Origin of the sequence: Acinetobacter sp. YH12142 (assembly GCF_013418435.1) — a bacterium.
Lineage (GTDB): Bacteria > Pseudomonadota > Gammaproteobacteria > Pseudomonadales > Moraxellaceae > Acinetobacter > Acinetobacter amyesii.
On the sequence record NZ_VPCB01000003.1, the window covers coordinates 180,144 to 206,567 of the forward strand.

The 26,424-nt window shown below is 38.9% G+C and carries 22 protein-coding genes and 1 pseudogene; 10 read left to right on the plus strand and 13 right to left on the minus strand.

Annotation, left to right across the window (positions count from 1 at the left end; translation table 11 throughout):
• Nucleotides 1-87: 87 nt before the first annotated feature.
• Nucleotides 88-1,173: a 3-deoxy-7-phosphoheptulonate synthase gene (locus FTU77_RS04125; RefSeq protein WP_180054815.1), complete on the minus strand. Its 1,086-nt coding sequence runs from the start codon at nt 1,171-1,173 to the stop codon at nt 88-90.
• Nucleotides 1,174-1,872: 699 nt separating this feature from the next.
• On the opposite strand from FTU77_RS04125, the gene FTU77_RS04130 reads away from it, so the two are divergent.
• Nucleotides 1,873-3,456: an ATP-binding cassette domain-containing protein gene (locus FTU77_RS04130; protein WP_180054817.1), complete on the plus strand. Its 1,584-nt coding sequence runs from the start codon at nt 1,873-1,875 to the stop codon at nt 3,454-3,456.
• Between the two features lie 490 nt (nt 3,457-3,946).
• Here FTU77_RS04130 and FTU77_RS04135 read toward each other — a convergent pair whose 3' ends face one another.
• The 3 genes from FTU77_RS04135 to FTU77_RS04145 all read right to left on the minus strand — a co-directional run bounded on the left by FTU77_RS04135 (nt 3,947) and on the right by FTU77_RS04145 (nt 7,579).
• On the minus strand, nt 3,947-5,116 hold the full coding sequence (locus tag FTU77_RS04135) for an acyl-CoA desaturase (protein ID WP_180054819.1): 1,170 nt from the start codon (nt 5,114-5,116) through the stop codon (nt 3,947-3,949).
• 35 nt (nt 5,117-5,151) lie between these two features.
• Nucleotides 5,152-6,171, minus strand: a complete 1,020-nt coding sequence (locus tag FTU77_RS04140; RefSeq protein ID WP_168377537.1) for a flavin reductase family protein — start codon at nt 6,169-6,171, stop codon at nt 5,152-5,154.
• Nucleotides 6,172-6,463: 292 nt separating this feature from the next.
• Nucleotides 6,464-7,579, minus strand: a complete 1,116-nt coding sequence (locus tag FTU77_RS04145; protein WP_168377538.1) for an S-(hydroxymethyl)glutathione dehydrogenase/class III alcohol dehydrogenase — start codon at nt 7,577-7,579, stop codon at nt 6,464-6,466.
• A 125-nt stretch (nt 7,580-7,704) separates the two neighbouring features.
• Between FTU77_RS04145 and FTU77_RS04150 the strand changes: the two genes are divergently transcribed.
• Nucleotides 7,705-9,261, plus strand: a complete 1,557-nt coding sequence (locus FTU77_RS04150; RefSeq protein WP_180054822.1) for a phospholipase D family protein — start codon at nt 7,705-7,707, stop codon at nt 9,259-9,261.
• Between the two features lie 92 nt (nt 9,262-9,353).
• Here FTU77_RS04150 and FTU77_RS04155 read toward each other — a convergent pair whose 3' ends face one another.
• Nucleotides 9,354-10,022, minus strand: a complete 669-nt coding sequence (locus tag FTU77_RS04155) for a class I SAM-dependent methyltransferase (RefSeq protein WP_180054824.1) — start codon at nt 10,020-10,022, stop codon at nt 9,354-9,356.
• Nucleotides 10,023-10,160: 138 nt separating this feature from the next.
• Between FTU77_RS04155 and FTU77_RS04160 the strand changes: the two genes are divergently transcribed.
• Complete coding sequence (locus tag FTU77_RS04160; protein ID WP_168377540.1) at nt 10,161-10,598, plus strand: hypothetical protein; 438 nt, start codon at nt 10,161-10,163, stop codon at nt 10,596-10,598.
• A gap of 103 nt (nt 10,599-10,701) precedes the next feature.
• Here FTU77_RS04160 and FTU77_RS04165 read toward each other — a convergent pair whose 3' ends face one another.
• Nucleotides 10,702-11,310, minus strand: a complete 609-nt coding sequence (locus FTU77_RS04165) for a uracil-DNA glycosylase family protein (RefSeq protein WP_180054826.1) — start codon at nt 11,308-11,310, stop codon at nt 10,702-10,704.
• Nucleotides 11,311-11,349: 39 nt separating this feature from the next.
• Entirely contained in the window at nt 11,350-12,066 is a 717-nt protein-coding gene (locus FTU77_RS04170) for an SGNH/GDSL hydrolase family protein (RefSeq protein WP_180054828.1), read from the minus strand.
• 228 nt (nt 12,067-12,294) lie between these two features.
• Here FTU77_RS04170 and FTU77_RS04175 point away from each other — a divergent pair, with 228 nt between their 5' ends.
• On the plus strand, nt 12,295-13,665 hold the full coding sequence (locus FTU77_RS04175; protein WP_180054830.1) for an alpha/beta fold hydrolase: 1,371 nt from the start codon (nt 12,295-12,297) through the stop codon (nt 13,663-13,665).
• 57 nt (nt 13,666-13,722) lie between these two features.
• Here FTU77_RS04175 and FTU77_RS04180 read toward each other — a convergent pair whose 3' ends face one another.
• The 5 genes from FTU77_RS04180 to FTU77_RS04200 all read right to left on the minus strand — a co-directional run bounded on the left by FTU77_RS04180 (nt 13,723) and on the right by FTU77_RS04200 (nt 18,995).
• Nucleotides 13,723-14,769 carry a fatty acid desaturase gene (locus FTU77_RS04180; RefSeq protein WP_180054832.1) on the minus strand — a complete coding sequence of 349 codons (1,047 nt, stop codon included), beginning with the start codon at nt 14,767-14,769 and terminating at the stop codon, nt 13,723-13,725.
• Nucleotides 14,770-15,063: 294 nt separating this feature from the next.
• Entirely contained in the window at nt 15,064-15,807 is a 744-nt protein-coding gene (locus tag FTU77_RS04185; RefSeq protein WP_078190968.1) for an SDR family oxidoreductase, read from the minus strand.
• 19 nt (nt 15,808-15,826) lie between these two features.
• Nucleotides 15,827-16,525, minus strand: a complete 699-nt coding sequence (locus tag FTU77_RS04190; RefSeq protein WP_078193820.1) for a histidine phosphatase family protein — start codon at nt 16,523-16,525, stop codon at nt 15,827-15,829.
• Nucleotides 16,522-17,643, minus strand: coding sequence for a phosphotransferase family protein (locus FTU77_RS04195; protein WP_078193821.1), 1,122 nt, complete (start codon nt 17,641-17,643; stop codon nt 16,522-16,524). Before FTU77_RS04195 ends, FTU77_RS04190 begins: the two co-directional genes overlap by 4 nt.
• Before the next feature lie 110 nt (nt 17,644-17,753).
• Entirely contained in the window at nt 17,754-18,995 is a 1,242-nt protein-coding gene (locus FTU77_RS04200) for an acyl-CoA dehydrogenase family protein (RefSeq protein ID WP_180021746.1), read from the minus strand.
• A gap of 93 nt (nt 18,996-19,088) precedes the next feature.
• On the opposite strand from FTU77_RS04200, the gene FTU77_RS04205 reads away from it, so the two are divergent.
• From FTU77_RS04205 to FTU77_RS04225, 5 genes are all read left to right on the plus strand, one after another.
• Nucleotides 19,089-20,006, plus strand: a complete 918-nt coding sequence (locus tag FTU77_RS04205) for a LysR family transcriptional regulator (RefSeq protein WP_180054834.1) — start codon at nt 19,089-19,091, stop codon at nt 20,004-20,006.
• A 217-nt stretch (nt 20,007-20,223) separates the two neighbouring features.
• Nucleotides 20,224-20,778, plus strand: coding sequence for a thermonuclease family protein (locus tag FTU77_RS04210; RefSeq protein ID WP_180021742.1), 555 nt, complete (start codon nt 20,224-20,226; stop codon nt 20,776-20,778).
• A 139-nt stretch (nt 20,779-20,917) separates the two neighbouring features.
• Entirely contained in the window at nt 20,918-21,691 is a 774-nt protein-coding gene (locus FTU77_RS04215; RefSeq protein WP_180021740.1) for a DUF805 domain-containing protein, read from the plus strand.
• Between the two features lie 190 nt (nt 21,692-21,881).
• Entirely contained in the window at nt 21,882-22,328 is a 447-nt protein-coding gene (locus tag FTU77_RS04220) for a MarR family winged helix-turn-helix transcriptional regulator (RefSeq protein WP_180054836.1), read from the plus strand.
• Nucleotides 22,312-23,511 (plus strand): MFS transporter, encoded by a 1,200-nt coding sequence (locus tag FTU77_RS04225; RefSeq protein WP_180054838.1) that lies wholly within the window; start codon nt 22,312-22,314, stop codon nt 23,509-23,511. The genes FTU77_RS04220 and FTU77_RS04225 overlap by 17 nt, the downstream gene beginning before the upstream one ends.
• A gap of 7 nt (nt 23,512-23,518) precedes the next feature.
• On the opposite strand, the pseudogene FTU77_RS04230 reads toward FTU77_RS04225, so the two are convergent.
• Nucleotides 23,519-24,506 (minus strand): annotated as a pseudogene (locus FTU77_RS04230) (GlxA family transcriptional regulator).
• Nucleotides 24,507-24,628: 122 nt separating this feature from the next.
• Here FTU77_RS04230 and FTU77_RS04235 point away from each other — a divergent pair.
• Entirely contained in the window at nt 24,629-26,416 is a 1,788-nt protein-coding gene (locus tag FTU77_RS04235) for an acyl-CoA dehydrogenase (RefSeq protein WP_180054841.1), read from the plus strand.
• The last annotated feature ends 8 nt before the right edge of the window (nt 26,417-26,424 follow it).

Sequence of the window (26,424 nt, forward strand, 5' to 3'; positions counted from 1 at the left end):
AAGTAAATTTCAAAATAAAAGCCTTAGAACAATCAATGTTCTAAGGCTTTGGGCTAAATCAATTCAGACTGAGTATGCTCTGGATTGTTAAGCACTACGTTTGATTTGTGATGCACGAAGTTCATTCGCAACCTGTTGAATCAAATCAATGGTTTTGTCCCAACCTAAGCATCCATCTGTTACAGATTGACCATAAGTCATGTCACAACTAATTTTTTGATTACCATCCACTAAATGACTTTCCAACATCACACCACGCACTTGGGTATGCTCACGCTCCGCAACAATTGTGCGTAATACTTCAGGTTGCTTCATTGGGTCTTTATGGCTATTACCATGACTACAATCGATCACTAAAGCTGGTAAATCGCCTTTTACTTTACTGCGAATTTTGTCTATTTCAGCCAAACTATAATTTGGACCTGTATTGGAGCCACGTAAAATCAAATGTGCTTGCGGGTTGCCAACAGATTCTAAAACACACGGTAAGCCAGTTTGACTCATACCTAAAAACTGGTGTGGATGCGAAGCAGATTGAATAGCATCTAGAGCAATTTGGATTGAGCCATCTGTACCGTTTTTGAAACCGATGCTGTATGGCATATGACTCGAGATTTCACGATGAATTTGTGATTCGCTGGTACGCGCACCGATTGCACCCCACGCCAATAGGTCATCAAAATAACCTGTCGCCATTGGGCTTAAAATTTCAGAGGCAATTGGCAAACCCATTTCAATAATTTGTAAGTACAGCTCACGTGATTTTTCTAAGCCCAACTGCATATTAGATGAGCCATCTAAACTTGGGTCATACATATAACCTTTCCAGCCCACTGTAGTTCGTGGTTTCTCAATGTATGCGCGCATCACAAGAAAAATTTGATCTGAAACTTGTGTCTGTAATTGTTTTAATTTTTCGGCATATTCCAAAGCAGCAATTGGATCATGAATTGAACATGGGCCTGTAATAATCATTAGACGCGGATCTTGACCCGTCAAAATATTTTGAATCGTTACACGATGTGCAGCAATTTGTTCCGCTGATTGAGCAGATAAAGGTAATTGTTGTTTCAGTTGATGAGGCAAGCTCAAAAGTATTTCTTTCGACTGCGTAGATTTCTGTTGAATTTCTGAATTTTGAGTTTGTTGTAAAGCTGTATTTAGCGCATTCATTGGTTCTATTCCTTTGGACTGTGTACACAAACAGTCCGATCTTTTATCTGAGCGTTATGGGACTTTGGGACTTCAAGGCTTTAGACATAGACTGACTAAAGTAAAACCAATAACCGTTGCTAAAATATGAATTTTTTACTGTAAACATGAGATTTCTCCAAAATATTATAAAAATCAAGACATAAAAAAACCTGATCAGGGTTGCCGATCAGGTATAAACTTGGTGGGCAACCTTTTTCATGCCCGAACGCGTTCAGGCAATTATCTAAACTGCCAGAAGTAATAATATGCGTTTGAGATTAAAGGTTGCTTTAACATCTTGATTTCATCAAAAAGTATCTGTATGAAAATTAAAATACGCTGTATTCATCGGTTTGACAATAGTTTTTTGCTATTTTGTCGTATTAAATAACTCTACTGTCAATAATTGAGACCTATTTTAAAAATTTGATGTGTTGATTAATAAATCAACATTTACTAGAATGCACAACATTAGGCTGTCTCAAGCTTTTTTCCATTTATTTTTTAATTCGAGTATTTGCCAATGAAGTAAGCCCTGTTTTTTCATCATCAAATCCATTTTTTTGATGTGCAAACACATGGCTAATGACTTTGACTGCATTTTCTCAAATATTGTCTTTTTTATAAAATAAAATTAGTTATTTGTATTGCGCATCTTTGCTATTGCAAGGTGCATCTATGACTCAAACAGCTTGTACAATTTCCCAATTAAGCTTGGAATTTCCCTCTAAAACACTTTTTAAAAACCTGAAATTTAACCTCAATCAACAGCAGCTTTCGGCATGTATTGGTCGCAATGGTTTAGGAAAGTCCTGCATCCTTAAAATCTTACATGAACAAAATCTGAAAGATCTCCCCTATGAAGGTGAAATTTCATGGAATGTACCACATGCCTATTTATCACAATTTTCTCGGCTAGAAGCTGACACGATTGCTTCTGCACTCGGTGTGGAAGATTTATTTAGCGCATTTCAACGTATCGAAATAGGCAATGCCAGTTTTGAAGACTTTGAGCTGACTGAAAACCAGTGGCACCGTCCTGCATTATGGCAGCAACAACTTAAGCAGGCGTCACTTCCGACAGATTTAAATTTCCCTGTCGCTCAGCTGAGTGAGGGTCAAAAAACCAAATTGGCTTTGTGTGCATTATTTTTAAAAACCGACCATTATTTACTTTTGGATGAACCTAGTAACCATTTAGATGCATCCTCACGCTTATGGCTCATCGATCGTTTAGAAAACCATCCTGCCGGTGCATTTATTGTCAGTCATGATCGAGAGTTACTGCAACATGTAGAGCATATCTATGCTTTAAATGAGTTTGGACTCACACATGTTACTGGCAACAATGAAGACTACGTTCAACAAAATGATCTGCAAAATAAAGCCTTACAACGTAATGCTTTACAGCATAAACGTGAGTTAAAACAGCTCAAATTACAGCAACACGAAACACAAATGAAAGCACAAAAACGAGAACAACAAAGTCATGCACTACGCAAGTCGGGCTCCCAAGCCAAAGTGTTACTCGATTTTAAAAAGGAACAAGCCGGTCAAAACCTCGCAACAGTTCAAACACAACAGCAGAAGCAATTGGAAGAAAAGAGAACCCAACTGATTCAATCACAGCAACAACTTGAGCATGTCAAAGAGCAGCAATTTGTTTTTCAACATCGCGCTGAAAAAACTGGAGAAATCTTAAGAGTTAAACATTTTCATAGCAAAATATCTCAGCACCAGCCTTTTGACTTGGCCTTACAGGCAGGTGAAAAAATTCATTTAAAAGGAAAAAATGGTATTGGTAAATCTACATTTCTAAAGTATCTGAGTCAGACCACATCACAGTCTAGCCATGAAATATTTTTGTCTGTGAATACCCTGTATTTAGACCAAAACTTGAGTGATTTATCACCTGAACTGAGTGTTTTGGACAATCTAGCAAAGTTTAATCGTGAGGTTTCCTCAACGGAATGGCGTAATCAACTCGGTCAACTTAGAATCCGTGGTCAAAAAACGGAACTGCCATTTCACTGTTTAAGTGGTGGTGAGCGTTTAAAAGTGACCTTGTTAGGCTTAAATTATTTAACACCGAATATTGAGCTTTTATTGTTAGATGAACCTGAAAACCACTTAGATATAGAGTCTAGAGTGTTATTGGCTCAAGCCATTCAGCATTATACAGGTGCGGTGATCCTCGTTTCACATGATGCATATTTTGTAGAATCTTGTGGTATTCAGAATAGCGTGCAATTAGTTGAATAACTCTTGCTCGCTAGATATATTTAAAAAAGCCAAAGTAGATGAACGCTACTTTGGCGAATTTACTGCTTTAGAAATCGTTCTTATTTAACTGATATTACGCACGTAAAAGTAATTTCGCATTTTTAAAATGCTTTTTCAGTCTATTCTACGGAGTCTTACATCTAGGGTTTAGATAAAGAGATTAGCCTTCGGCTGGAGGTACTCTTACGAAGCACGCTTCTCATTAGGCAAAATGAGAAGCAAAGCTTCGCAAGAAAACCATCTTGCGGTGCAATGCACCTCACCGACAAAACTCGTTCACTACCTTCAAATTATTCAAAGTATCGCAAAAACATTTTTGATGAGAAGTAGTCCTGTCTCAAACAGTTGCGGATGACATTACCGCGTATCGTTCTTTTATTTGAATCAAATTGCGTTTCTGATGTTAATACGTAACTTCAACTTCTAATTTAAGATCTCTTAGGACAATATTGCTAAACAATACTGTTTTTTAACGCCCGATTTTCTTCATGATTTTTTGTTTAACGCGCTGCTGAAGTGATGTTGAGCGTTCCTTGAGCTCGGCACGCCAATCATTCGGCACTGAACATTTCGCGAGGCGAACCCAAACGCTGGCAAACTGTTTGATAAAACTGGCTTCATTATAGTGAATACCATATTCCTCACAAAGTGCTTTAATTTTAGGTGCAGCTTCTGCATAGCGGTTCGCAGGCATATCTGGAAATAAATGGTGTTCAATTTGGTGACTCAAATTACCACTGAGTATATGCAACCATTGTGTTCCACTAAAATTACTTGAGCCACGAATTTGACGGAGATACCACTCTGCTCGAGTTTCGTTTTCGGTATTGTCCATTTCGAAGTTTTCCGCATCTTCAGTAAAATGGCCATTAAAGATGACAGCGGAAGCCCATAAGCTACGAATCACGTTGGCTACAGCATTTCCTGCAAAGACAGGAATCGCATTGGGACCTGCAATAAGCGGAAAAAACACATAATCTTTAATCACTTGGCGCTTAATTTTCTGACGTACATCGGCCGCTTCATGCCATACATCTTTCCAAGTTTTGGTTTTATACGCAATAACATCTTCTAAATGTAAACGTTGAATGCCGACATACCACTCAAAGAAAACCATGAGTTGGGCAGCCAGTGGAATATTAAAAAGGAAACGTGGCTCCCACTTTTGCGATTCACTCACACGGATTAAGCCATAGCCGACATCATGGTCCATCCCCACAATATTAGTATAGGTATGATGCACATAGTTATGGGTATATTTCCAGTCTTGGCCTGTGGCAATGGTATCCCAATCATAGTTAGCACCATTTAAGCTTGGGTCATTTAACCAATCAAACTGACCATGCATCACATTATGACCGAGTTCCATGTTCTCTACGACTTTAGAAATACCCAATAAACCCGTACCCAGTAACCACACTGGTGGAATCCAACCTGCAAACATCAACATGCCACGAGAAGCAATCTCGCTATAACGGACAAAATTGCGAATTTTATAAATATACGCTGCATCTTTTTCACCTACACTCTGCATGATTTCACGGCGAATTTGCTCAACTTTTTCGCCAAATTCAGCAGTTTGTTCGGGTGATAAATAACGTGACTTACTATTCGGACGAATATATATCGATTGATTCATGATGATGCCCCTGATTTGTTTTTATGCGGCTTGGGTTAGAGTTGAATACGTACAGGTGAAATTGCCTGAGAGACACATAATTTGATTTGTGTGTTATTCGCATGATCCATTTCGCCAGTGAGTAAGTTTTTCACTGAACCCTGTAATTTGGTACACGAACAGGTATTACAAATACCCATCCGACAGCCATGCGCAGGTTTTAAACCGGCTTTTTCAGCACTTTCCAGTAAATTTCCCTCTGCCAAAAAATCTTGCTGGGCTAAACTAAAAGTAACAGGTTGAGCAGGTACTGAATCATCAGCAATCATCTGAAAATATTCAGTATTTAAATATTCTGAAAGCCTTAACTCACGATACAATTGCTCAATGCTTTGCATCATTTGCGTTGCACCACAGGCATAGCAATCTCGCAGCTTAAAATCAGGAACCATGTGATTTAGCACCTCTGGTGAGATATGCAATTTGGTTTTCAGCGTATTAATCGCATGTAAATGTACATGGTTAGATTGCTTCGCTAGTTGAATCAATTCATCCAAATAAGCATCATCTCGATTGAAGTAAATCAGGTCAACTGTACGTCCAAGCTGAATGGCTTGTTTAAACAAAGCCATGATTGAGGTAATACCACTCCCTGAAGCAAGCAGTAAAATTGGGCGATCCGAATTTAGCTTTAGACCAAACACACCTTGCGGTTGGGATAATTCAACAACATCACCTGTTTTTAATTGCGTCAGGCAGTTGGACACTTTGCCTTGTTGTTTGACGGCAATCACCACATGACCTGATGTATTGATTTCGACGATGCTATAGCTACGTTGATGACGTACACCATCTTTGACAACTGTCACCAGAACACATTGGCCTGGTCGATAGTTTGCTGCTTTAAAATTTTGATTCGCTAAAAAACTCAGTTCATAAAACCCGATCCCCACACAACGTGATTTGACTAATTGTGCTTTTACACGTTTGTAGGCCCAAATTGCATCAAATTTTTCTGCAATAAAATCAATAAAATCTTCCCGAATCCACTCAGGCTTGTAACTTGTAGTTGTCATTTTTTGCCTCGGATAATGCATTAATATACATTTGTTTTTTAAATTATGCTTACATTAAGTTTAGTGCTAATTCCCCACCATGTGAATTCGGGACAAAATCTATCATTTGGCATTTTTTATCATTTTATGTCTAACAATCTGTCACTTTTTGCAAATCCAAATTTGAAGTTCTGATTTGTCGTAACAACACAAATAAAAAAAACTAGGCCAAAGCCTAGTTTTTAAAACAGTGAAAATTAACGCATTAATATTTAATGATTAGTAGATAAATCAATAATATTTAAATCAATGTTTAGTCTTCAAAATGCACAACAGAGCGAATTGATTTACCTTCATGCATTAAATCAAACGCTTCATTGATTTTATCCAACCCCATGGTATGGGTCACGAATGGTTCAAGTTTGATCTCACCTGACATGGCTTCTTCTACCATACCCGGTAATTGTGAACGACCTTTAACACCACCGAATGCAGTGCCTTTCCAAGTACGACCAGTAACCAATTGGAATGGACGGGTTGAAATTTCTTGACCTGCACCTGCCACACCAATAATCACAGATTGACCCCAACCACGGTGAGCACATTCCAAAGCAGAGCGCATCACATTGGTATTGCCAATACATTCAAATGAATGGTCGACGCCCCAGCCCGTCATTTCTACAATCACTTCCTGTACAGGACGTTCATAATCTTTTGGATTAACAAAATCTGTAGCGCCAAATTCTTCAGCCAGTTTGAATTTGTCAGGATTGGTATCTACCGCAATGATACGACCTGCTTTGGCTTTTTTAGCACCTTGTACCACAGCCAAACCAATACCACCTAAACCAAAGACTGCAACTGAGTCACCTTCCTGAACTTTAGCGGTATTTTTAACTGCACCTAAACCTGTTGTTACGCCGCACCCCAACAAACACACATGCTCATGGTTCGCTTCAGGGTTAATTTTTGCCAAAGACACTTCTGCAACCACAGTATATTCAGAGAATGTTGAACAGCCCATATAGTGATAAATCGGCTGACCATTATACGAAAAACGTGTTGTGCCATCCGGCATTAAACCTTTCCCTTGTGTTGCTCGTACAGATACACAAAGATTCGTTTTACCCGATTTACAGAATAAACATTCACCACATTCTGCGGTATAAAGCGGTATAACATGATCCCCTGGTTGCACTGAAGTCACACCTTCACCGACTTCAACCACAACACCTGCACCTTCATGCCCTAAAATTGCTGGAAATACGCCTTCAGGATCATCACCTGACAATGTAAATGCATCTGTATGACACACACCTGTATGGCTAATTTTGACTAAAACCTCACCTGCTTTAGGTGGTGCCACATCAATTTCAACAATTTCTAAAGGCTGACCCGGTCCAAAAGCAACGGCTGCACGTGATTTCATGTCTAAAAACATCCTGTATGGCTTATATTAACAGATGAGTTACAGTAACCTCTTTTTAAGCCTAGATACAACCTTAAAACATGATGTTATGATGAATTTTTCAAGGAATGATTAATGCTATTCGAATGATACAATTACGTGAAATAAGTTGTACTGTCGGTTTAACTGTTTCGATCAGCCTATTAACTGGATGCAGCTTACCTAGCAATCAGTCAAAAAAAGATGTCCCTATACAATCGCATGCAGAAAAATGGATTACGTCTGCTACAGATTTAGAAAAATTAGAACAAAAACAAACGGCTTATTTAGCCTTAGATGATGCTTTCTTAAGTATTGCTTCTCGCCTACATTTGATTCGAAATGCAAAATACACTATCGATTTGCAATATTACATTTGGGAAAATGATGCTATTGGGCATCTGATGTTTCAAGAATTACTGCATGCCGCTGACCGTGGGGTAAAGGTAAGGCTATTAATTGATGATCAAAACGGGACGAAACTCGATCCGACCTTACAAAGCCTTTCAGCTCATCCCAACATTTCTATAAAACTGTTTAATCCCTATAAATTCAGAAAATTACGTGTCATTGATTATGCATTTCGCTTAAAGCACATTAACCATCGTATGCATAATAAATTAATTGTTGCCGATGGTTTTATGGGCGTAACTGGTGGTCGTAACATCAGTAATGAATATTTTGATGCCAGTGAAAGTTTTCAATTTACAGATTTGGACATCCTTTTCTATGGCGAAGCCATACAACAAGCCAATCAGGTGTTTTTGAACTTTTGGAATGATGATTTGAGTTATTCTGTCCAACAATGGATTGGTGCAGGTACAAAAGAAGAATTAAATCAATTAAGACAAACATACCAAGAAAATTCTGCAACGTTAACTAAAGATCAGCAGCGCATTAACTATGCACAGCAACAACTGGCGGCGCAGCTTAAGCTTAGACCTGTGAATTGGGCCGAAGCACATTTTATTGCGGATAGTCCGAATAAAATACGTGGTGAAGCCAAAGAACAAGAATTGATTTATAACCAATTTTCGACCTTGATGGGACAGCCCAAAGAACGCATGGAATTGGTTTCAGCTTATTTTGTTCCCACACAACAAGGGACTGACTTTCTGACAGGCCTTGCAGGTAAAAATGTAGAAGTCCGCGTCTTAACCAACTCATTTTTAGCCAATGACGTCGCTGTCGTTCATGCGTTTTATCAAAAATATCGCAAAGACTTACTCGAAAATGGCGTGAAATTATATGAATTTAAACCATATATTGAGCGTTCAAAACGCACATGGTATGAGGTCATGACTGGAAATATCATCCCTGCGAAAGGCAAAAATGCCTCTAGTTTGCATGCAAAATTTTTCGATATTGACGGTATGGTGTTTATTGGATCGTTTAACTTTGATCCACGTTCCGCAAATTTAAATTCGGAAGTTGGTCTAGTCGTTAAATCTGATCGATTACAAAACGATATTTCTGCCGCATTAAACCAATACTTACCGCAAATTGCATATGAGCTAAAACTGGATAAAAACGGCGAAATCATTTGGTTAGAGCATCAAAAAAATGGAAAAATCAAAACCTATATTCATGAACCAGAAACAACTCGATTCCAAAGATTTAGCATAAAAGCAGTGTCATACCTCCCGATTGAATGGATGATGTAATGACAATGCACTGCTAAATGATTAAATTTTCCTCATCGAGGCTATTTATTGAAATAATCTGAAAAGTTCGATCAAGTCGAAGATGTTCTTGGTCAGTCTCGTTTATATGAGTGCTGGCTTTTGAAAATAACCAAACCATTGATTTCGCCAAGACATTCCACTTGGCCATAATTGGCTGCTTTAAGCGCTGCTAAATGTTCCTCAACTGACTTATACAACTCATGATTTTGCTGAGCATGTGCTGCATATAAATGATCACATACAAAATACACGCCTTGTGTATTTAACAACGTTTTTACAGTCCGATGAAACTCTGCTGCATACGCCTTATGTCTCAATTCATGTAAAGCCTGATGAATAATAATCACATCAAAGGTACTTTTTTCATTGAAGTGAAGAGATTTTTCCCAATCCGATTGTTTGAAATCCCCTGTTATAAAATTGCATTTTAAGCGTTGCGCTACACTTAGTTTTCCTTTTGCCAAGTCATGCATAGCTTCGGAAAAATCAAATGCTGTGTAGTGAATATTTGGACAATGATTAATTAAAAACTCAGCCAAATAGCCTGGACCTGAACCGAGTTCAAGTACGTGCGCATTCGGATTGAAAGCCAAAATAGAGTCAACATACATTTGAAAGATGTCATAACGCCACGTGCGTTTAAGATTCACTTCAGCTGCCCATTGTTTAGCTTCGATTGGATCTTTTAAGTCTATGGGGCTTGGTACATCGTTTGTGTGTATATTATTTTCGCAATTCATTTTTCTTAGACTTAATTTAGATAGATTGAATGCTATTTATACATAAAATATCTCAATAAAAGCAAAGGTTTTACTCACACTTGATGATGCTTTAACATCCACCTCTTATTTTATTTTATCTCCCCCTAAAGTTTTCTAATGCAATTTTTTGATTTAAGCCGCCAATTTAATTTAAGTGATATTTTAACGCCTTTTATGACACTTCCTGAACTTGGTCATCAAGAATGGTTTTTGTCGAAAGTTCGGGTTGAGCATGACTGCTTATCTGACAATGACATGATTGAAGGCCAAGCTGTACTTAAATCTAATCACAATATTCAAATTGAGTTGGAATGGTTAATTCAAGATACAGGTCATGAATTACAGCTTTTATTTAAAGGCATTGAAACTGCTCCTAGCGAAGAAACTTTGGTGATCGTGAAAGGCGCGCAAATTGTAGATGATGCAAACAAAAAAGTTTCATCCCAGACTCTGAGTTTATGGATCGATGGCACTTTACTGCCTATGCTGCCTCATATTCGCAAAGAAATTAAAGCGCGTTTAAACCTTTGGGATTATGTTGAATATGATGGCTAAGGAGTTGATATTTATCCATAAGATGCCACGTTTTGAGTATTGAATGTTTGCCTGTTTAAAAGGGACATTTTCTTCAAGGTATCTCACAATAACGTAAACTTCCCTAAAGTAAGCCTATATCTTTAAATAAGCTTTGGTAGGCTTCAGCTTTTTTTTCCAGTGCTAGTGGATATGCTCTAGATGATGATGGCATACGATATAAAGTCAAATCTCTGCCTGCAAATTCGATATGAACAGCATGCCCAATGTGTGGTTTTTCAGTATTTTCTGGCATCGAGAGCATCAAAGTATCAGTCGCCTTATCTCCCGTCGTCATAATACTGCGGCAATTCGGCATCTGCGTGAGTAACTTCGCAATATCGGTTGGCTGATAAATCTGTAAAAACTTGTCTGATGCATTACCTTTCAAACGAATCACTTGATAGGCAGTATCAAAAATGCCTATACCTTTTTCATTTAAAAAATCTCGAATGAGCTGTTCTTTAAAAGTCTTGCTATCTAGATTGAGAAAATGATTTTTATCCTGAAAAAAACATAGGCCAAAGATTTTCCACATGTCATTTTGAAAATTTGGATAATAAAAATCCATCTTCCAGCGGGTTTTTGGAGGTGGAAAACTCCCTAACATCAAGAGTTTCCCATTTGATGGCAAAAATGGCGCTAAAGGATGCGTTTCGATTTGCGGATTCGCGTCGGAAATGTCTTTGCTCATATAAATTTAACTTCGCCCAGTGGTTGAATCATAAAATGTCTATGAAAATTGTTCAGTGATATGTTTCGCTATTTTTTCAGCCCATAACTGATAAATTTCTTTACTCGGGTGAAAGCCGTCTTTGGCCATTTGTAAATTTTTTTCACGATATTCTTGTAAATCGTATTCAATTAACCGCATATTCGCTTGAGTATTAACATAATTTTTTAACAGCGCATTCATCTTTTGTGAATATTGTCCAAACAACCATGACAATGGAAACGGTAAAGCTGGAAACTCATTCATTGGTGGCACACCTGAAATGATCAATAGCTGTGGATGAAACTTTTCCTCGACAGCTTGATATAAACGCTGCTGGAGGTTCAACCATTGGTCTGGCTGTTTTAAAGCTGTGACATCATTGACACCAACAGAGCTGATCACGACATCAAAGTTCTGCATAGTGACATTGTCCAAAGCATTGATGATTTGCTGGCTGTTATGCCCCATTGTGGCTTCAAGGCAAAAGTGAACTTGATAATCAGGCGATAAAATTTTAAGCAATTGTCCCAATAATGCATCCGACTGATGCTCGACGCCGACACCTGCTGCTGCTGAATCACCTAGTATTAATACCGATAATGGCCGATTACCCTGACCACTCATCCCACAGCGCTCTCCCACCGGTTCTGCTAAACGTGGGGTATTTTTTTTCACACGGTAACCTTGGATCAGTAATGCAGGTAACAGCAGCAGTGTTGATACTTTGAGTAGCATAATATTTGGGTAATGAATTAAAGCTTGTCGACTGCATTATTTTAATTAGTTTAAAAAACAAAGCATTGACTCTATTGTTATTTTTCTACATTTTCTTTTTTTAAAAGCACCATTCTGCGGCATATTGCTAGTTTTTTATATTAATAATGATTATCATTTATCTGATTTCATTCTACCTATTTTATTATTTCAATGAAAAAACTTTCCCTACTTTTTTTGGCTGGTTCTATGAGCTTTGCTGTTTCTTCTGCTTTTGCCCAAATTCAAAATTCACCCGCTTTAACCGATACAATAGAAAAAAAACATTTTCCCTATGCCGCTGCATGTGAAGATGTCAAAGCGCAAAGCCAAATATTACTAAACCTACAACATCAGTTAGGTCAAAATCCAAAACAACATGCTCAAATACTTGAAGATTTTTGGAAGCGTGTAGAGGTTATGGGTACACCAATCATTGAAAACTATGATGAAAAACATGACCGTATAATTTTTTTATGGAAAGGTGCGCAGCATAATGTTCGTCTTATTGGTGGTCCAAGTAATGACCATGAATGGTTGACGCGCCTGCCAAATACCGATATTTGGTTTAAAGAATCAATTATTGATCATCGTTACATTGGCAGTTATAGCTTTGCTGTCGATTTACCGAACTTAGAAGGTTATCTGTCAAATTATTGTCCGCATCTGAATCCAAAACTTAAAGAATCAAGAACGCAGCGTCGTGCTGTGATACAAGTGCAACGGATTGATCCTTTCAACAAAAACACTTATCTCGCAAGTGATGACACGTCAGGCTTACGTAATGAAAATTTTGTGGCCCTTAAAGATACCCCGCCATTTATTGATCCAAAACAATATCCAAATGTGAAACAGCCCAAATTACTAGAGTTTGTTCTAGATAGCAAAATTTTGAATAACTCACGTAAAATCCTAATTTACCAATCTAAAGCCAAGAAAAACCAAAGCTATATCACTGCTATATTTTTTGATGGTCAGCAATATAACGAGTTGCTTAATGTTCCAAAGGCATTAGATATATTAGTTGAGCAAGGTCAGTTACCGCCAATTCAAGCCATTTTTGTTTCTCCACCGAATGATCAGGAACGACCGAAAGAATTAACACCCAATGCTAAATTTTCAGCATTTTTTAGTGATGAATTGATGCCTTGGATTCAAAAAAATGCACCTGCAAAAGTCGATTCGAAGAAAACGGTACTACTTGGGTCAAGTCTTGGTGGTTTAAGTTCAGCTTATTTAGCCTTAGAAAATCCAAATCAAATTAGTCATGTCGTACCCTTATCTGGATCATTTTGGTGGCAAAATGCGGCGACAGACCTCCCAAATGGCATGAGTAAAATCATTCGTGATAAAACCGCACAACCTAAACAGCATTGGTTTATTACTGCCAATAGTTATGAAAGCTCACGAAATAATAATGAACTGAGTATTTTAGAGACTTCGCCTATTGTTGCAGCCGACTTAAAAAATAAAGGTCATGATGTACATTACCAATCGTATATCGGCGGACATTCCTACGCGGTATGGCAAGTTGCCTTACAAGATGCACTCAAACATTTTTTGCGCAAAAGTAGTTTATAAACGTTTAGATCATAAAAAAGCCCTCAATTGAGGGCTTTTTTTGAAGTTGGTATTAATTTAATTCCAGCGGTTTATGCGTTTAAAGGTTCCAAAGTCATTGAAACGTACACCAACCTCACGCATGACTTGGTGTGCAGTTTTTGCAGTTAGGTGACGAATATAAAATGGTTCTTTAACCACAAAATGGTGGATAGCATGGGTCGAACCGAAGTTAAAGCAAAACAATTGCATTGGGAATAACCACCACGGATTTAACACCTGAGTTTGTTTAATGACATCGCGTGGGTCAATATCACCATAATAATGCATATTTGAGCTGATAAATTGTAAGCAGAAAGAGCGTATAAAGTTCGGAATAATCCAAACCACGGCTAGAAAGTTAATCGTCGGTATTAACTTCACTAAATTGACTGACCAACTAATACATTGTCCTAACATTGGAGCAATACCATTCACAACATGATAAATGACAAATACATACCAAATGCCGTAATAAACAAAACTTAAAGGAAAAAATCCAGTCAGTTGAGAGAACAATTCCGTTTTACGTTCTTTTTCAGGTTGTTTTTCAATGAATTGACTAATCATTTTAAACATTTGAAATGGGCGCAAATACACCGTCATCAATTGATCGCTCATGACCAATATACGGCGTAATCCCCAAGGCATGCCATTACTGATGCCCCGTTCTTCCAAGTCGTATTCTGAACCTGAATACTTATGGTGGTTGAGGTGCAAACGACGACGTGCCCAAGGACTAATAGTATTGGGACGTGCTAACCAAACCAAGGCCAACATGAGATGGTGAGCCCACGGCGTCTTTTTAAAATACATATAATGAATCAGGTCATGTTCTAATTCATGTGTCAGTGAAGCAAACATCGCCACCAAAATCACACAAGCCCATGCCGGTAAAATGCCAACAGCAAACGCACAAGCTGAACCCAACATTCCCAGTAGCGCAAAAATAAGGATGGCTGCGCCTATAAAGTTTTGATGTTTTAAAATGGGATATTGCTGACGTAAGTCTTCACCAGCTTTCGTTACGACAGTTCTGACTTTGTTAATTCGCTGTTGATCTGTCATATCGGAAGACATAGACATAGTACAAACCTAAAAATTAATAAACAGTTGTACATTAAAGCAAATAAAAAAAAAGGAAATCGCTATTTTGAGAACAAATCATCGTCTGCTCAAATATTCAACATTTTATTTATTTTCAATATCTTAATTATAAATAATCTGAGTAATTACTCGAATTTTTCTTTGCAAAATTGGCTGCTTTTAATGTCTTTTGATCACAGGTTATCTGTATTCCTTTTTAACCTACAGAGGAAGGTGAAGATCATTTGAGAATAAAAAAGCCCCAAAATTGGAGCTTTATTATTGAATAAAGGTTTAACCCAATTTATTCACGATCTTCAATGGCAATACTTTCATCGCAAGACCTAAAGGCAACCACGGCCATTGTGGTACATAGGCTTTAACCGGTGCTTTCTCAATGGCTTTTGCTAAAAGATGTGAACCAGTTTTTTCATCGACTTCAAATGGCAGTTTTTTCGCACCTTCATTGATCTCTGTACGAATATAACCAGGGAAAATAGTCGTTACTTTAATTGGGGTATCAATCAGCTCTGCACGAATACCTTCAGCTAGAGCAGCAACACCTGCTTTACTTGCACCATAAGCCGTTAAATGTTTAGGCATTCCGCGCATAGCACTCATTGAAGAAATCACCACCAAATGCCCTGCATTTTGGCTACGGAAAATTTCAACTGCAGCTTCGCATTGCGCCAAAGCAGAGATAAAGTTGGTTTCAACTGTCGCACGGTTAATTTCAAAATTACCTTTACCAATACGACGACCTTCACCAACACCTGCGTTGACAATAACACGGTCAATACTGCCAAAATCTGCTTTAAAGGCACGGAACACTTCAAACACTTGATCATAATTTGTGACATCGAGGGTTTTCGCAATGACTTTGATGCCATATTGGCTTTCCAATTCCTGTTTTAGTGTTTCTAGACGCTCTAAACGACGTGCACAAATGGCTAAGTTGTAGCCTTTTTGCGCAAACTCACGTGCCATTCCTGCACCAATCCCTGAGCTTGCACCTGTAATTAAAATTGTTTTAGCCATGATAATTCCTTTGTTTATCTTAGATCCAAGTCAATAAATTTGGATCAACTGCTTTTATAAAATGATGTTCATTTAAACTGAGTAATTGCGGTTCATTTCCGACTAAACGCAGTGTTGTCATACTGGTATTGGCAATGGCCCAATTGAGTGCAAATGTTTTTTCTGGACTCAGCCCTAAAATTTTACCTACGGCAACGGAGATCACTCCACCTGAACTAAACACAACAGCATAGCGTGGTTTGGTTTCAGCCAGTTGAGTGCATAACTTTTCTAGCGCTGTTTCGACTCGACTTTTAAAATGTGGCCAAGATTCATCATATTCATGATGAAATTCTCCACCTGTCCAACGCTCAATGGCGCCTTCAAAAATTTTCGATAAATAAGCACGTGGGTTTTCATGCTTAGATACATCTTCTTTTAATAAATGCGGTTGGTTAAATCGAGGTTCATATTGAGCAAAAACTTGCTGATGATTAAATTCATTCCACGCGTTATCTGTATCAACTTGTGCTTCTGGAAAGCATTCAGCCAATGCAAGATTGGCTGTTTGTTGATGACGTTGCATGGAGCCCGCAACCACATAAGGACTTTCTTTTAAAATACGGTCGAAATACTGTCCCAGCACCTTAGCCTGTAGCTCACCGTTGGGAGAAAGCTTGTCATAGCTTTCCGCACCAAAAGAAGCCTGACCGTGCCGAATTAAATATATCGTGGTCATTTCCCTAAAATATCCTTCATTTTTTCAATATATTTTTGTGCCACGTCATTGGCTTCAAGTTTTTGCAAACCAATAAGTTTTAATGCACGAATATGTAAAGCATGGATCACAATCCAAAAATCTTTGAATGCAGGATTATTGGTTTGTTTGTGGTAAAAGCGATAATAAATTTGCTGTGCGATCACGGCTAAACGGAAAATGCCGAACACTTCATAAAATGTCCAGTTGTCTGTTTGTAGACCAGTTTTTTCTAAGTAATATTCAACGACTTCTTTACGACTAAACATACCTTTCAAGTTAGTCGGCTGGCGTCGAGTCGCTTTAAAAATTGCGTTATCGCCACTTTCAACCCAATACGCTAAAGCTGAACCTAAGTCCATCAGTGGATCGCCAAGCGTTGCCATTTCCCAATCCAATACGCCAATCACTTGGGTAGGATCATTTGGATCTAAAATGACGTTGTCAAAACGCCAATCGTTATGAATTACACAGGTTTTAGAGTCAGCAGGAATATTGTCTTTGAGCCAATTACGGACATATTTAAAAGAAGGAACATTTAAGGTTTTGGCTTTTTCATAGCGTGCGTCCCAACCTTCCACTTGACGACGACAGTAGCCGTCGCCCTTGCCTATTTTTTCTAAAGCTGTGCCTTCATAAGGCACTTGATGCAGTTCAATTAACTTATCGATGACGTTGGTACACAACGCTCGAACTTGAGTTTCATCAAAATTAATTTCTTTGGGTAAGTTTGCACGTGGAATGATGCCTTCTACGCGCTTCATTACGTAGAAATCACAGCCAATCACTGATTCGTCCTGACATAGCGCCACCATTTCAGGGAGTACTGGATAAAATTCTGATAATGCTTTCTGTACGTTATACTCACGTGCCATATCATGTGCAGACTTGGCTTTGGTGCCTTTTGGTGGACGACGTAAGATTAAATCAGCATTGTCGTATTTTAAGCGATAAGTCCAATTTGATGCACCACCTGAATATTGAGTGACTTCTACAGGCCCTTCTATTTCAACGCCATGTTCAATCAACCAATTTCCTACAGCACGGACATCCAGTTCTTCACCCTCACGAACTGAACCGCCTACATCTATCACTGACATGCTTTTCTTCCTAAACTTGAATCTATCATGATGATAAAAATATAATTTTCTATAGTTTTATAGCATGGACAATTCGGGGTTGCCATGCCAAATATGTGACTACAACTTGTTTATTTTTTACGGCGACTGCTGTAACCGCGCTTAGCCAACTCTAATTTGGCAATCATGCCTTTATGTACTTCATCAGGGCCATCAGCTAGACGTAGTGAACGTGCTTGGGCAAAGAAACCCGTAAGCGGTGTATCTCGAGAAACCCCAGCACCACCGTGGATTTGAATCGCCATATCAACGACTTTTTCTAAGACACTCGGCGCGACCACTTTAATGGCAGAAATCTCGGTTAATGCAGCCATATTCCCTTGAGTATCCATTTTATATGCTGCATAAAGGGTCAGTAAACGTGCCTGATCAATCGCAACACGTGCTTCTGCTACGCGTTCTAAATTGCCACCGAGTTTTAAAATTTCTTTACCAAAAGCTGTACGGCTCATACCGCGGTCAATCATCAGTTCTAGCGATTTTTCAGCAGCACCAATACAACGCATACAATGATGAATACGGCCTGGGCCTAAACGACCTTGTGCAATTTCAAAACCTTGGCCTGCGCCGCCAATGAAATTTGCAACAGGAACACGAACATTTGTGAAGCTAATTTCACCATGTCCATGTGGCGCATCATAGTCGCCAAAGACCGGAAGCATACGTTCGATTTTGACTCCATCCGTATCTACTGGAACTAAAACCATAGAATGCTGATGGTGACGGTCTTTGCTTTCATCTGGTGTATGTGCCATAAAAATAATGATTTTGGCATTTGGATCACCTAAACCTGAAGACCACCATTTACGGCCATTCAACACAATTTCGTCGCCTTCAACGACAGCTGTTGCTTCCATATTGGTGGCATCACTTGAAGCAACAGCAGGTTCTGTCATGCAAAACACCGAACGGATTTTGCCGTCTAGTAATGGTGTTAACCACTGCTGCTTTTGTTGTTCCGTACCATAGCGCCAAATCACTTCCATATTGCCGCTGTCTGGTGCATTACAATTGAATACCGTGGGTGCAAGTAAGCTACGGCCTGAAAGTTCTGCGATGTGTGCATATTCTTGTACAGATAAGCCTTGCCCAAGTTCAGGACAAGGTAAGAACATATTCCATAAGCCTGCAGCTTTGGCTTTATCCTTTAAAACCTCTAACTGTGCCGGCCATTGCCATTTGGTCCAATCACCACCTTGGTTCAACTCATGAACTTCTGCCCAAAACTCAGTTTCTACAGGCTCAATTTCATCTTTAATAAATTTTTTTGTTCTTTCAATATAATCTTGTGCACGTGCTGAAAGTTCAAACATGACAATATCCTTTAAATATTATGTTCTTTACGCTTTACAACACCATAACCTGAAATCTAATATGAACAAAATGATTTAATTCAATAGATGAACATGAATAGTATTCATAAAAACACCGTCATTGATATGGGTGTTTTCCACCGTATGGATATCAATTTATATCCACTGTATATCGCAGTTTATGAACAAAAAAGCATTTCAAAAGCAGCACAAATTTTGTGTATTACTCAGTCTGCAGCGAGTCATGCACTTCAACGTTTAAGACAACATTTACAAGATGACTTATTTGTACGTGCTGGGGCAAAAATGCTCCCGACTCCATTTGCTGAACAGATTTATCCCGTAATTAAAAATGCGCTTATTGCGATTCAAAGTATTTCTATCCAAAAACAACAATTTACTCCTTCAATGGTACAGAGCTTAAAAATTGCCGTACATGATGAAATTGAACCGATTATTTTTCCTAAGTTAGTTGAACACTTTCAACAGCAACAGTTTCAGATCCAATTTTCCAGTATTAAATTAGACCGCAAAACCATTGTGGCTGACCTTGCTGCACAGCAAATCGATTTTGCGATTGATCTTGAGCAAAACTTTGGTGAAAAAATAAATTTTCAAACTTTAGTTGAAGACCAATTCGTGGTTTGTAGTCAACATTCCAAGATGGATGAATCTATTTATCTTTCTGCTCCTCACATTGGGGTTTCTTCCCGACGTGCAGGTGTATTAGTTGAAGATATTTATTTAAATCGTAAAAAACACTCTAGAGAGATTTTTTTACGCTGTCAGCATTACTCTACTGCGCTACAAATTTTGGCACAGCAACCCAAGGCAATATTAACGATTCCGCAAAATATTTTGACGCATTTACAGGTTGCTCCCGAACTGAATATTTTTGATGTACCTGTAGACTTGCCGAAAATTAAACTAGGGATGTATTGGCATAATGATTTGGAATTAAATTCGCGGCATATTTTTTTGCGAAGCCAAATTTCTAAAATTTTTGCTTAGGCTATTTTATGATGATATATCAGCTTGCTTAGGCTATTCACATGGATTTAGATTTAATTCTGCGTGATGAAACTTGCTGTATATTTATAGATCAAATGCTGATTATTTAATGTATTTTTAACTGACCGCCGGTTTATTCGACAGCCATAAATCATGAGTTCTTATAAAATCTAAACTCCTGTTTTTATGCGATATGACTTCGTTCATATCATTATGTATGCTTTCAAATCTCTCCACAAATTGGCTCATGGCTTTAGGTGCAGTATTGTGCCTGATCACAGTCTATGTTTTCTATAAAGTCACCATTTTCTTAAAGGATTTTTTTCAACCCTTTAAGAAAGGAAAATCTTACCTCTGCCGTGTATCCGATATTAGTGATGGCGATACCCTCACCTGCTATCGGATGAATCTGAGACGTTCTAAAACCAAACTTCGCTTTGCTTATGTGGATGCGCCAGAATCGACACAAGCCTACGGTAAAGAGTCAGCCCGCCTGATCAAATCCATGGTTTATAAGAAATTTGTCCGTGTAAAAATCACTGATGTAGACCGTTATGGCCGCTGCGTTGGGGTTATTTATCGCTATCGTAAATGCATGAATGAAGAAATGGTAAAACGTGGTGCTGCGTGGGTGTACGAAGAATACATCCGTGACCAAAAGCATTTGCACTATATGATGAATTTACAAAGTAAAGCACGTAAACAAAAGAAAGGTTTGTGGAAAGCCAGTCGTCCAATGCGCCCTAAAGAGTATCGTAAATTACATAAATAACAGACCACATTACAGCATGGCTAAGGAATATTTAATGACTTAGCCATGTCTAATATTTGACCTTTTTTTACTTCGCTATACAATATTGCTGCCCTTTTGGGCATAGAAAATAAATTAGATAATTAAAATTGGAATAATAATGACTGAACTTACTTCAAGCGAATTGAATCCGTTTCAACAAGATCAAAATATTCAGCCTCAAATTCAAAAAGCCGATCATCCACTGTCTCCTGAAGGACGTTTTGGCCGCCTGTCCTATTTAGCGTGGTTATTTATCATTAGTATGATTTATACCTGCCTATTAGGCATCAGCGTCGCACTGGGACTTTTTGCATTTTTCAATTCAGCAGAACGTAGTATTGAAGCACTTTTTAATTCGTTTTTAGGACTCAGTGCGATCGCACTGATTGTCGTTTCTATCGTTGCAATGTTTGTCGCAATGATCTGCATTACGATTCGTCGTTTACATGATCTAAATAAAAGCGGTTGGCTCTGTTTAATTTTTCTCATCCCACTGGTCGGTACCATCTTTAGCATTTATGTGATGGCTGCAAAAGGCACTGAAGGTGAAAATAAATATGGTATTAAACGTCCAACTGAACAAACAGAGAAAGTCATTGGGTCACTGTATCTGATCCTGATGATTGTTTATTTATTGGTTATGATTCCATTGATGTTCAATATGCAAAGTATGATGAGCAATTTAGAACAAGCGCAATTACAAGAACAAGCAATGATGTCTGAAGGTGAACCTGAATTAACGGATGAACAACTTGCGGCTTATTTAGAGCAAGCTGAATCAGAAGGTGAAGAACTTGCTTATGCAGATGGTGAAAGTGTAGAAATTTCAGAAAATGCAGACAGCTCAGCGGAAGATGCAGCAATTGCAGCTGCAGAAGCTTCTGTAGAATAAACACGTATTGTTTAAGGTATCAATTCAACGATATGCATTGAACGATAAGCTTTAAATGAAATGTTTTGCAAGAAAACCTGTGTGCGCACAGGTTTTTTTATACCTGTTTTTTATGCTTTGAGTTGTTCACTTGAATTCAAAATAAATTAGGCGTAAAGTTGCGACAATTTAGTTACCCTAGTTAACTATCATGAATTCCACATTAGGTTTCCGCTCTTCTCTTCTGCGCTGTGCGCGTCTGATGAGTGATGAAATCAACACGATTTTATTGCCCTATCAATTGAACTATTCACTTTGGCAAGTCATGTTTGTCATCCGTGAAAAAACTGCTTGTACATCTATTGAAATGGCGGAATATTTAAATGTATCCAAGCCATCCATCACTAAGCGTGTCAAAATTCTTGCTCAGATGGATATTTTGGCACATGTGCAAACTGACGATAAACGTCAAAAGAAAATGATGCTCAGCGAGACTGGACGTGAGTTATTTCAGCAATGTGCAAAAGACATAGATGCCTTTGAGCAGCGCCTGATCGCGCCATTAGCAAGCCAAGATATCCAACACTCCATTCAAATTTTACACCGTGTCATGCAAGAACTTGAACAAAACACTGTAGGTGATGATCATGCAAGATAAAGCACCACTTTGGACTCGAAATTTTATTTTAGTCAGCGCCATTAACTTCCAATTGGTTTTAACCTTTTATCTCTTGGTTGTGGTGATCGTGGGCTATGCGGTGGCTGAATTGGGTGCGACTACAGCCCAAGCAGGTTTAGTTTCTGGCTTGTTCATTGTCGGCACATTGGTCGGGCGTTTATTGGTGGGCAAGTTCCTAGAACGTTTTGGTCGTAAAACAACACTGATCGTTGGTTTAATTGGCTTTTTAGTCTTTTCTGGTTTTTACTTCATTCAGTTTGGCGTCGGCATGTTGCTTTTCATACGCTTTATGCATGGCTTTATGATGGGTATGGCATCAACAGTGCTGGGTACCTTAATTGCCCAAATCTTACCAGCGACACGTCGCGGTGAAGGCATTGGCTACTACAGCATGAGTAGTACTTTAGGTACGGCTATTGGGCCATTTCTTGCCATTTGGATGATGTTACATATTGGTTATCATGCGATTTTTATCGTTTCTACGATTATCGCATTGAGCTGCCTATTGGTTGCCTTGCTGATTCAAGTGCCCGATTTACCCAAAATCAATAAACCCCTCGATACTGTTGAAGCTGTCAAAAAACCGAGTTGGATTGCTCAATTTGTAGAACCTAAAGCATTACCGATATCATTCATCATGCTTTTCGCTTCAATCTGCTATTCAGGCGTTTTGTCTTTCATTAACTTTTATGCCAAAGAAATCGATTTGGTTGAAACAGCCTCGTTTTTCTTTTTGATGTATGCCATTGCGATTTTAATTTCTCGCCCATTTACAGGCCCGTTGATGGACCGTAAAGGTGAAAATATTGTGATCTACCCTGCTTTTGTGATTATGGGCGTGGCATTGGTATTGCTCAGCATCACACAGAGTTCATGGATGCTTTTACTTTGTGCAGGCCTACTTGGACTCGGTTATGGCAATATTCAGTCGGTCTGCCAAACAGTTGCGGTAAAAAGTGCGCCGCTTGAACGTATGGGCTTTGCCACTTCAACTTTCTTTATCTTTTTGGATGCCGGCTTAGGCTTTGGACCGTACTTTATCGGTAAATTGCTCGACCATATTGGCTACTCACAATTGTATTTGTATAGCGCCTTTGCAGCCTTTGCATGTATTGGTGCCTACTACTTTTTACATGGCCGTTATACCGTTCGAACCGCTTAAACTGTAGCTAAACATCAAATCGTCGGCTGAAACGTCGACGATATTCTAAGGGGCTCAGCCCCGTTTTTTTTTTGAAATAACCGTCGAAATGAGCTTGGGTCATTATAGCCGACATCTCGCATAATCAGATCTAAAGCATGTCCCGTTTCTTCTAAACGCTTTCGTGCAGCTTCAATCCGTATTGATTGTAAGTATTGATTGGGAGGCATATCCAAAGCCGCTTTAAAATGACGAATCAATGTCCTTGTTGTCACATTAAACTGCGCCGCAAGTTCATCTAAGACTATATTTTCATGATAATGCTGTTCTAACCAATCTTGAACTTTTTGCACCAAACCATCCTGATGCGGTTTAGATATTTTCAATAATGAATAGGACAACTGACTATCACGACGATAATCCAATACAAATGATTTTGCCGTGTGGATTGCCGTTTCAAAACCATAAAAACGTTCTATCAGGTGCAGTCCCAAATCAAACCATGCTAAGCCACCTCCAGCACAGTAAATATTTTGATCATGGCTAATGAGCTGATCTGCATTCAGTCTTACCAAAGGATAGCGTTCACGAAACATTTGCTGAAAGCCCCAATGCGTCGTTGCCTGCTTACCATCTAAAAGCCCTGCTTCTGCCAGAAAAAAGTTACCCGTACAATTTCCTGCGATCAGTCCGCTTTGCAATTGCCGAGTTTTTAATAATTCGATCAGTGCTGCGTTTTGCGCTAAAACATCTAAGATCGGCGCACCTATCGTTGGGACAATGATGACATCTGCATCTGTTATTTCAGAAAATGCTAAATCTGCAAAAAGCTTGATGCCATTGATACATTGCACTGCTTGACTATGTTGTGAGGCAATTTTGACCTGAAATAGCCGCTGCACATTTTGTTTTTGGATCCGGTTCCAACTGACTCCCGCCATTGCAAATAGATCAACAACCCCTGTAATCGCAGAAGCCAAAGCACCATCAAATGCTAAAATTATGATTTTCTTCATTTAAAGTTCAAATTATCAAAATGTCATTTTTAACTTATTAAGTGGCATTATTGACAATTCTATATCTAAAAATCAACTGCTAGGCTTAAGACATAAAATTCAACCCGATTAGAGATTGAGCAATGGCGCAGTTAATCAATGACAAAGATTTAAATTTTTTGCTATTTGACGTGTTTAAAGCGCAAGACTTAACGCATTACCCACGTTTTGCTGAGCATGATGCTGAAACCTTCAAAAGCATCCTAGAAACTGCACAAGGTATTGCTCAAGACTTTTTTGCCCCGCATAACGCAACAGCCGATCAAAACGAACCTACGTTTGATGGTCAACAGGTTAAAACCATTACAGAAGTCAAAACGGCATGGAAGCAATTTGCAGATGCCGGCCTACTTTGTGCGCAGCATGATTATGATGCAGGCGGTATGCAACTTCCGACTTTGATCAACATGGCTGCAAATGCCTATTTCATGTCGGCAAATCCTTCGTCAGTGGCTTATTCTTTTCTAACCGCTGCGGCTGCAAATGTGATTCAGGCTTTCGGTACGATTGAACAAAAAGATATGTTTGTACCGCATATGTTCAGTGGTCGCTTTGCAGGAACGATGGCCATGACTGAACCTGATGTGGGTTCATCTTTAGGTGATTTGACCACAAAAGCCATACCACAAGCCGATGGTACCTACCTCATCAAAGGCCAAAAGATGTTTATTTCAGGGGGTGACCAAGACATCACTGAAAATATCGTCCATTTGGTCCTTGCCCGGATACAAGATGCACCTCAGGGCGTGAAAGGTATATCGCTATTTATTGTTCCGAAGTTTAAAACCCTAAGCGATGGTTCACTTGCAGATGCCAATGACGTACAACTGGCTGGCTTATTACATAAAATGGGCTACCGAGGTACAACATCGACAGTACTGAGCTTTGGTGAAAAAGACCAATGTACTGGCTATCTGATTGGCGAAGCAGGTGCTGGTCTTAAATATATGTTTAAGATGATGAATGAAGCGCGAGTGGGTGTCGGCTTAGGTGCAGCCATGATTGGATACCGTGGCTATTTAGAATCGCTCGAATATGCCAAAAACCGCCCACAAGGTCGCTTAGTATCAGATAAAAATCCTGCTGCGAAACCTGTCTATATCATTCAACATACAGATGTGAAACGAATGCTTTTGGCGCAAAAATCCTATGTGGAAGGCGCACTTGCATTATGCCTATTTGCTGCACGTTTAATTGATGAACATCAAGCCGCTAACAATGAAGACAGCGCGCTGTTATTAGATTTAATTATCCCTGTCGTCAAATCATTCCCTTCTGCCTATGGACCAAAAGCCAATGATTTAGCCATCCAAGTTTTAGGTGGCGCTGGCTATACCCGTGAATATCCGCTTGAACAATGCTATCGCGACAATCGCTTAAATCCGATCCATGAAGGCACATTTGGTATTCAATCTTTGGATTTGTTGGGTCGTAAGCTTTGGCAGCACAACAGCAAAGGTTTAATGCTGTTATTACAACGTATGCAAAATACGATTGATCAAGCTCAACATCCAAAAACTCAAGCGCTTGCAGCAATTTTTTCAGCGCATTTAAACACGGTGAAGAAAACCACACAAAGTTTGGGACAAGTCCTCGCCCAAGGTCGTGTCGATCAGGCACTGGGAAATTCTGCGTTGTATCTAGACATGATGGGCAAAGTCATCATTTCATGGCTATGGCTTGAAATGGCCAATCAAGCCCTTGTGAAATTTGAACATTCAGATTTAGCTGAAGATCAACAATACTTAGCTGGTAAATTACAAGCCGCGCAATATTTTATCCGCTGGGAACTACCTGAAATAGAGCACCAAGCCAAGTTATTGCTAGAACTTGATGATACTTGTCTCAACATGCAAGAAAGTTGGTTCTAGCCACTCGT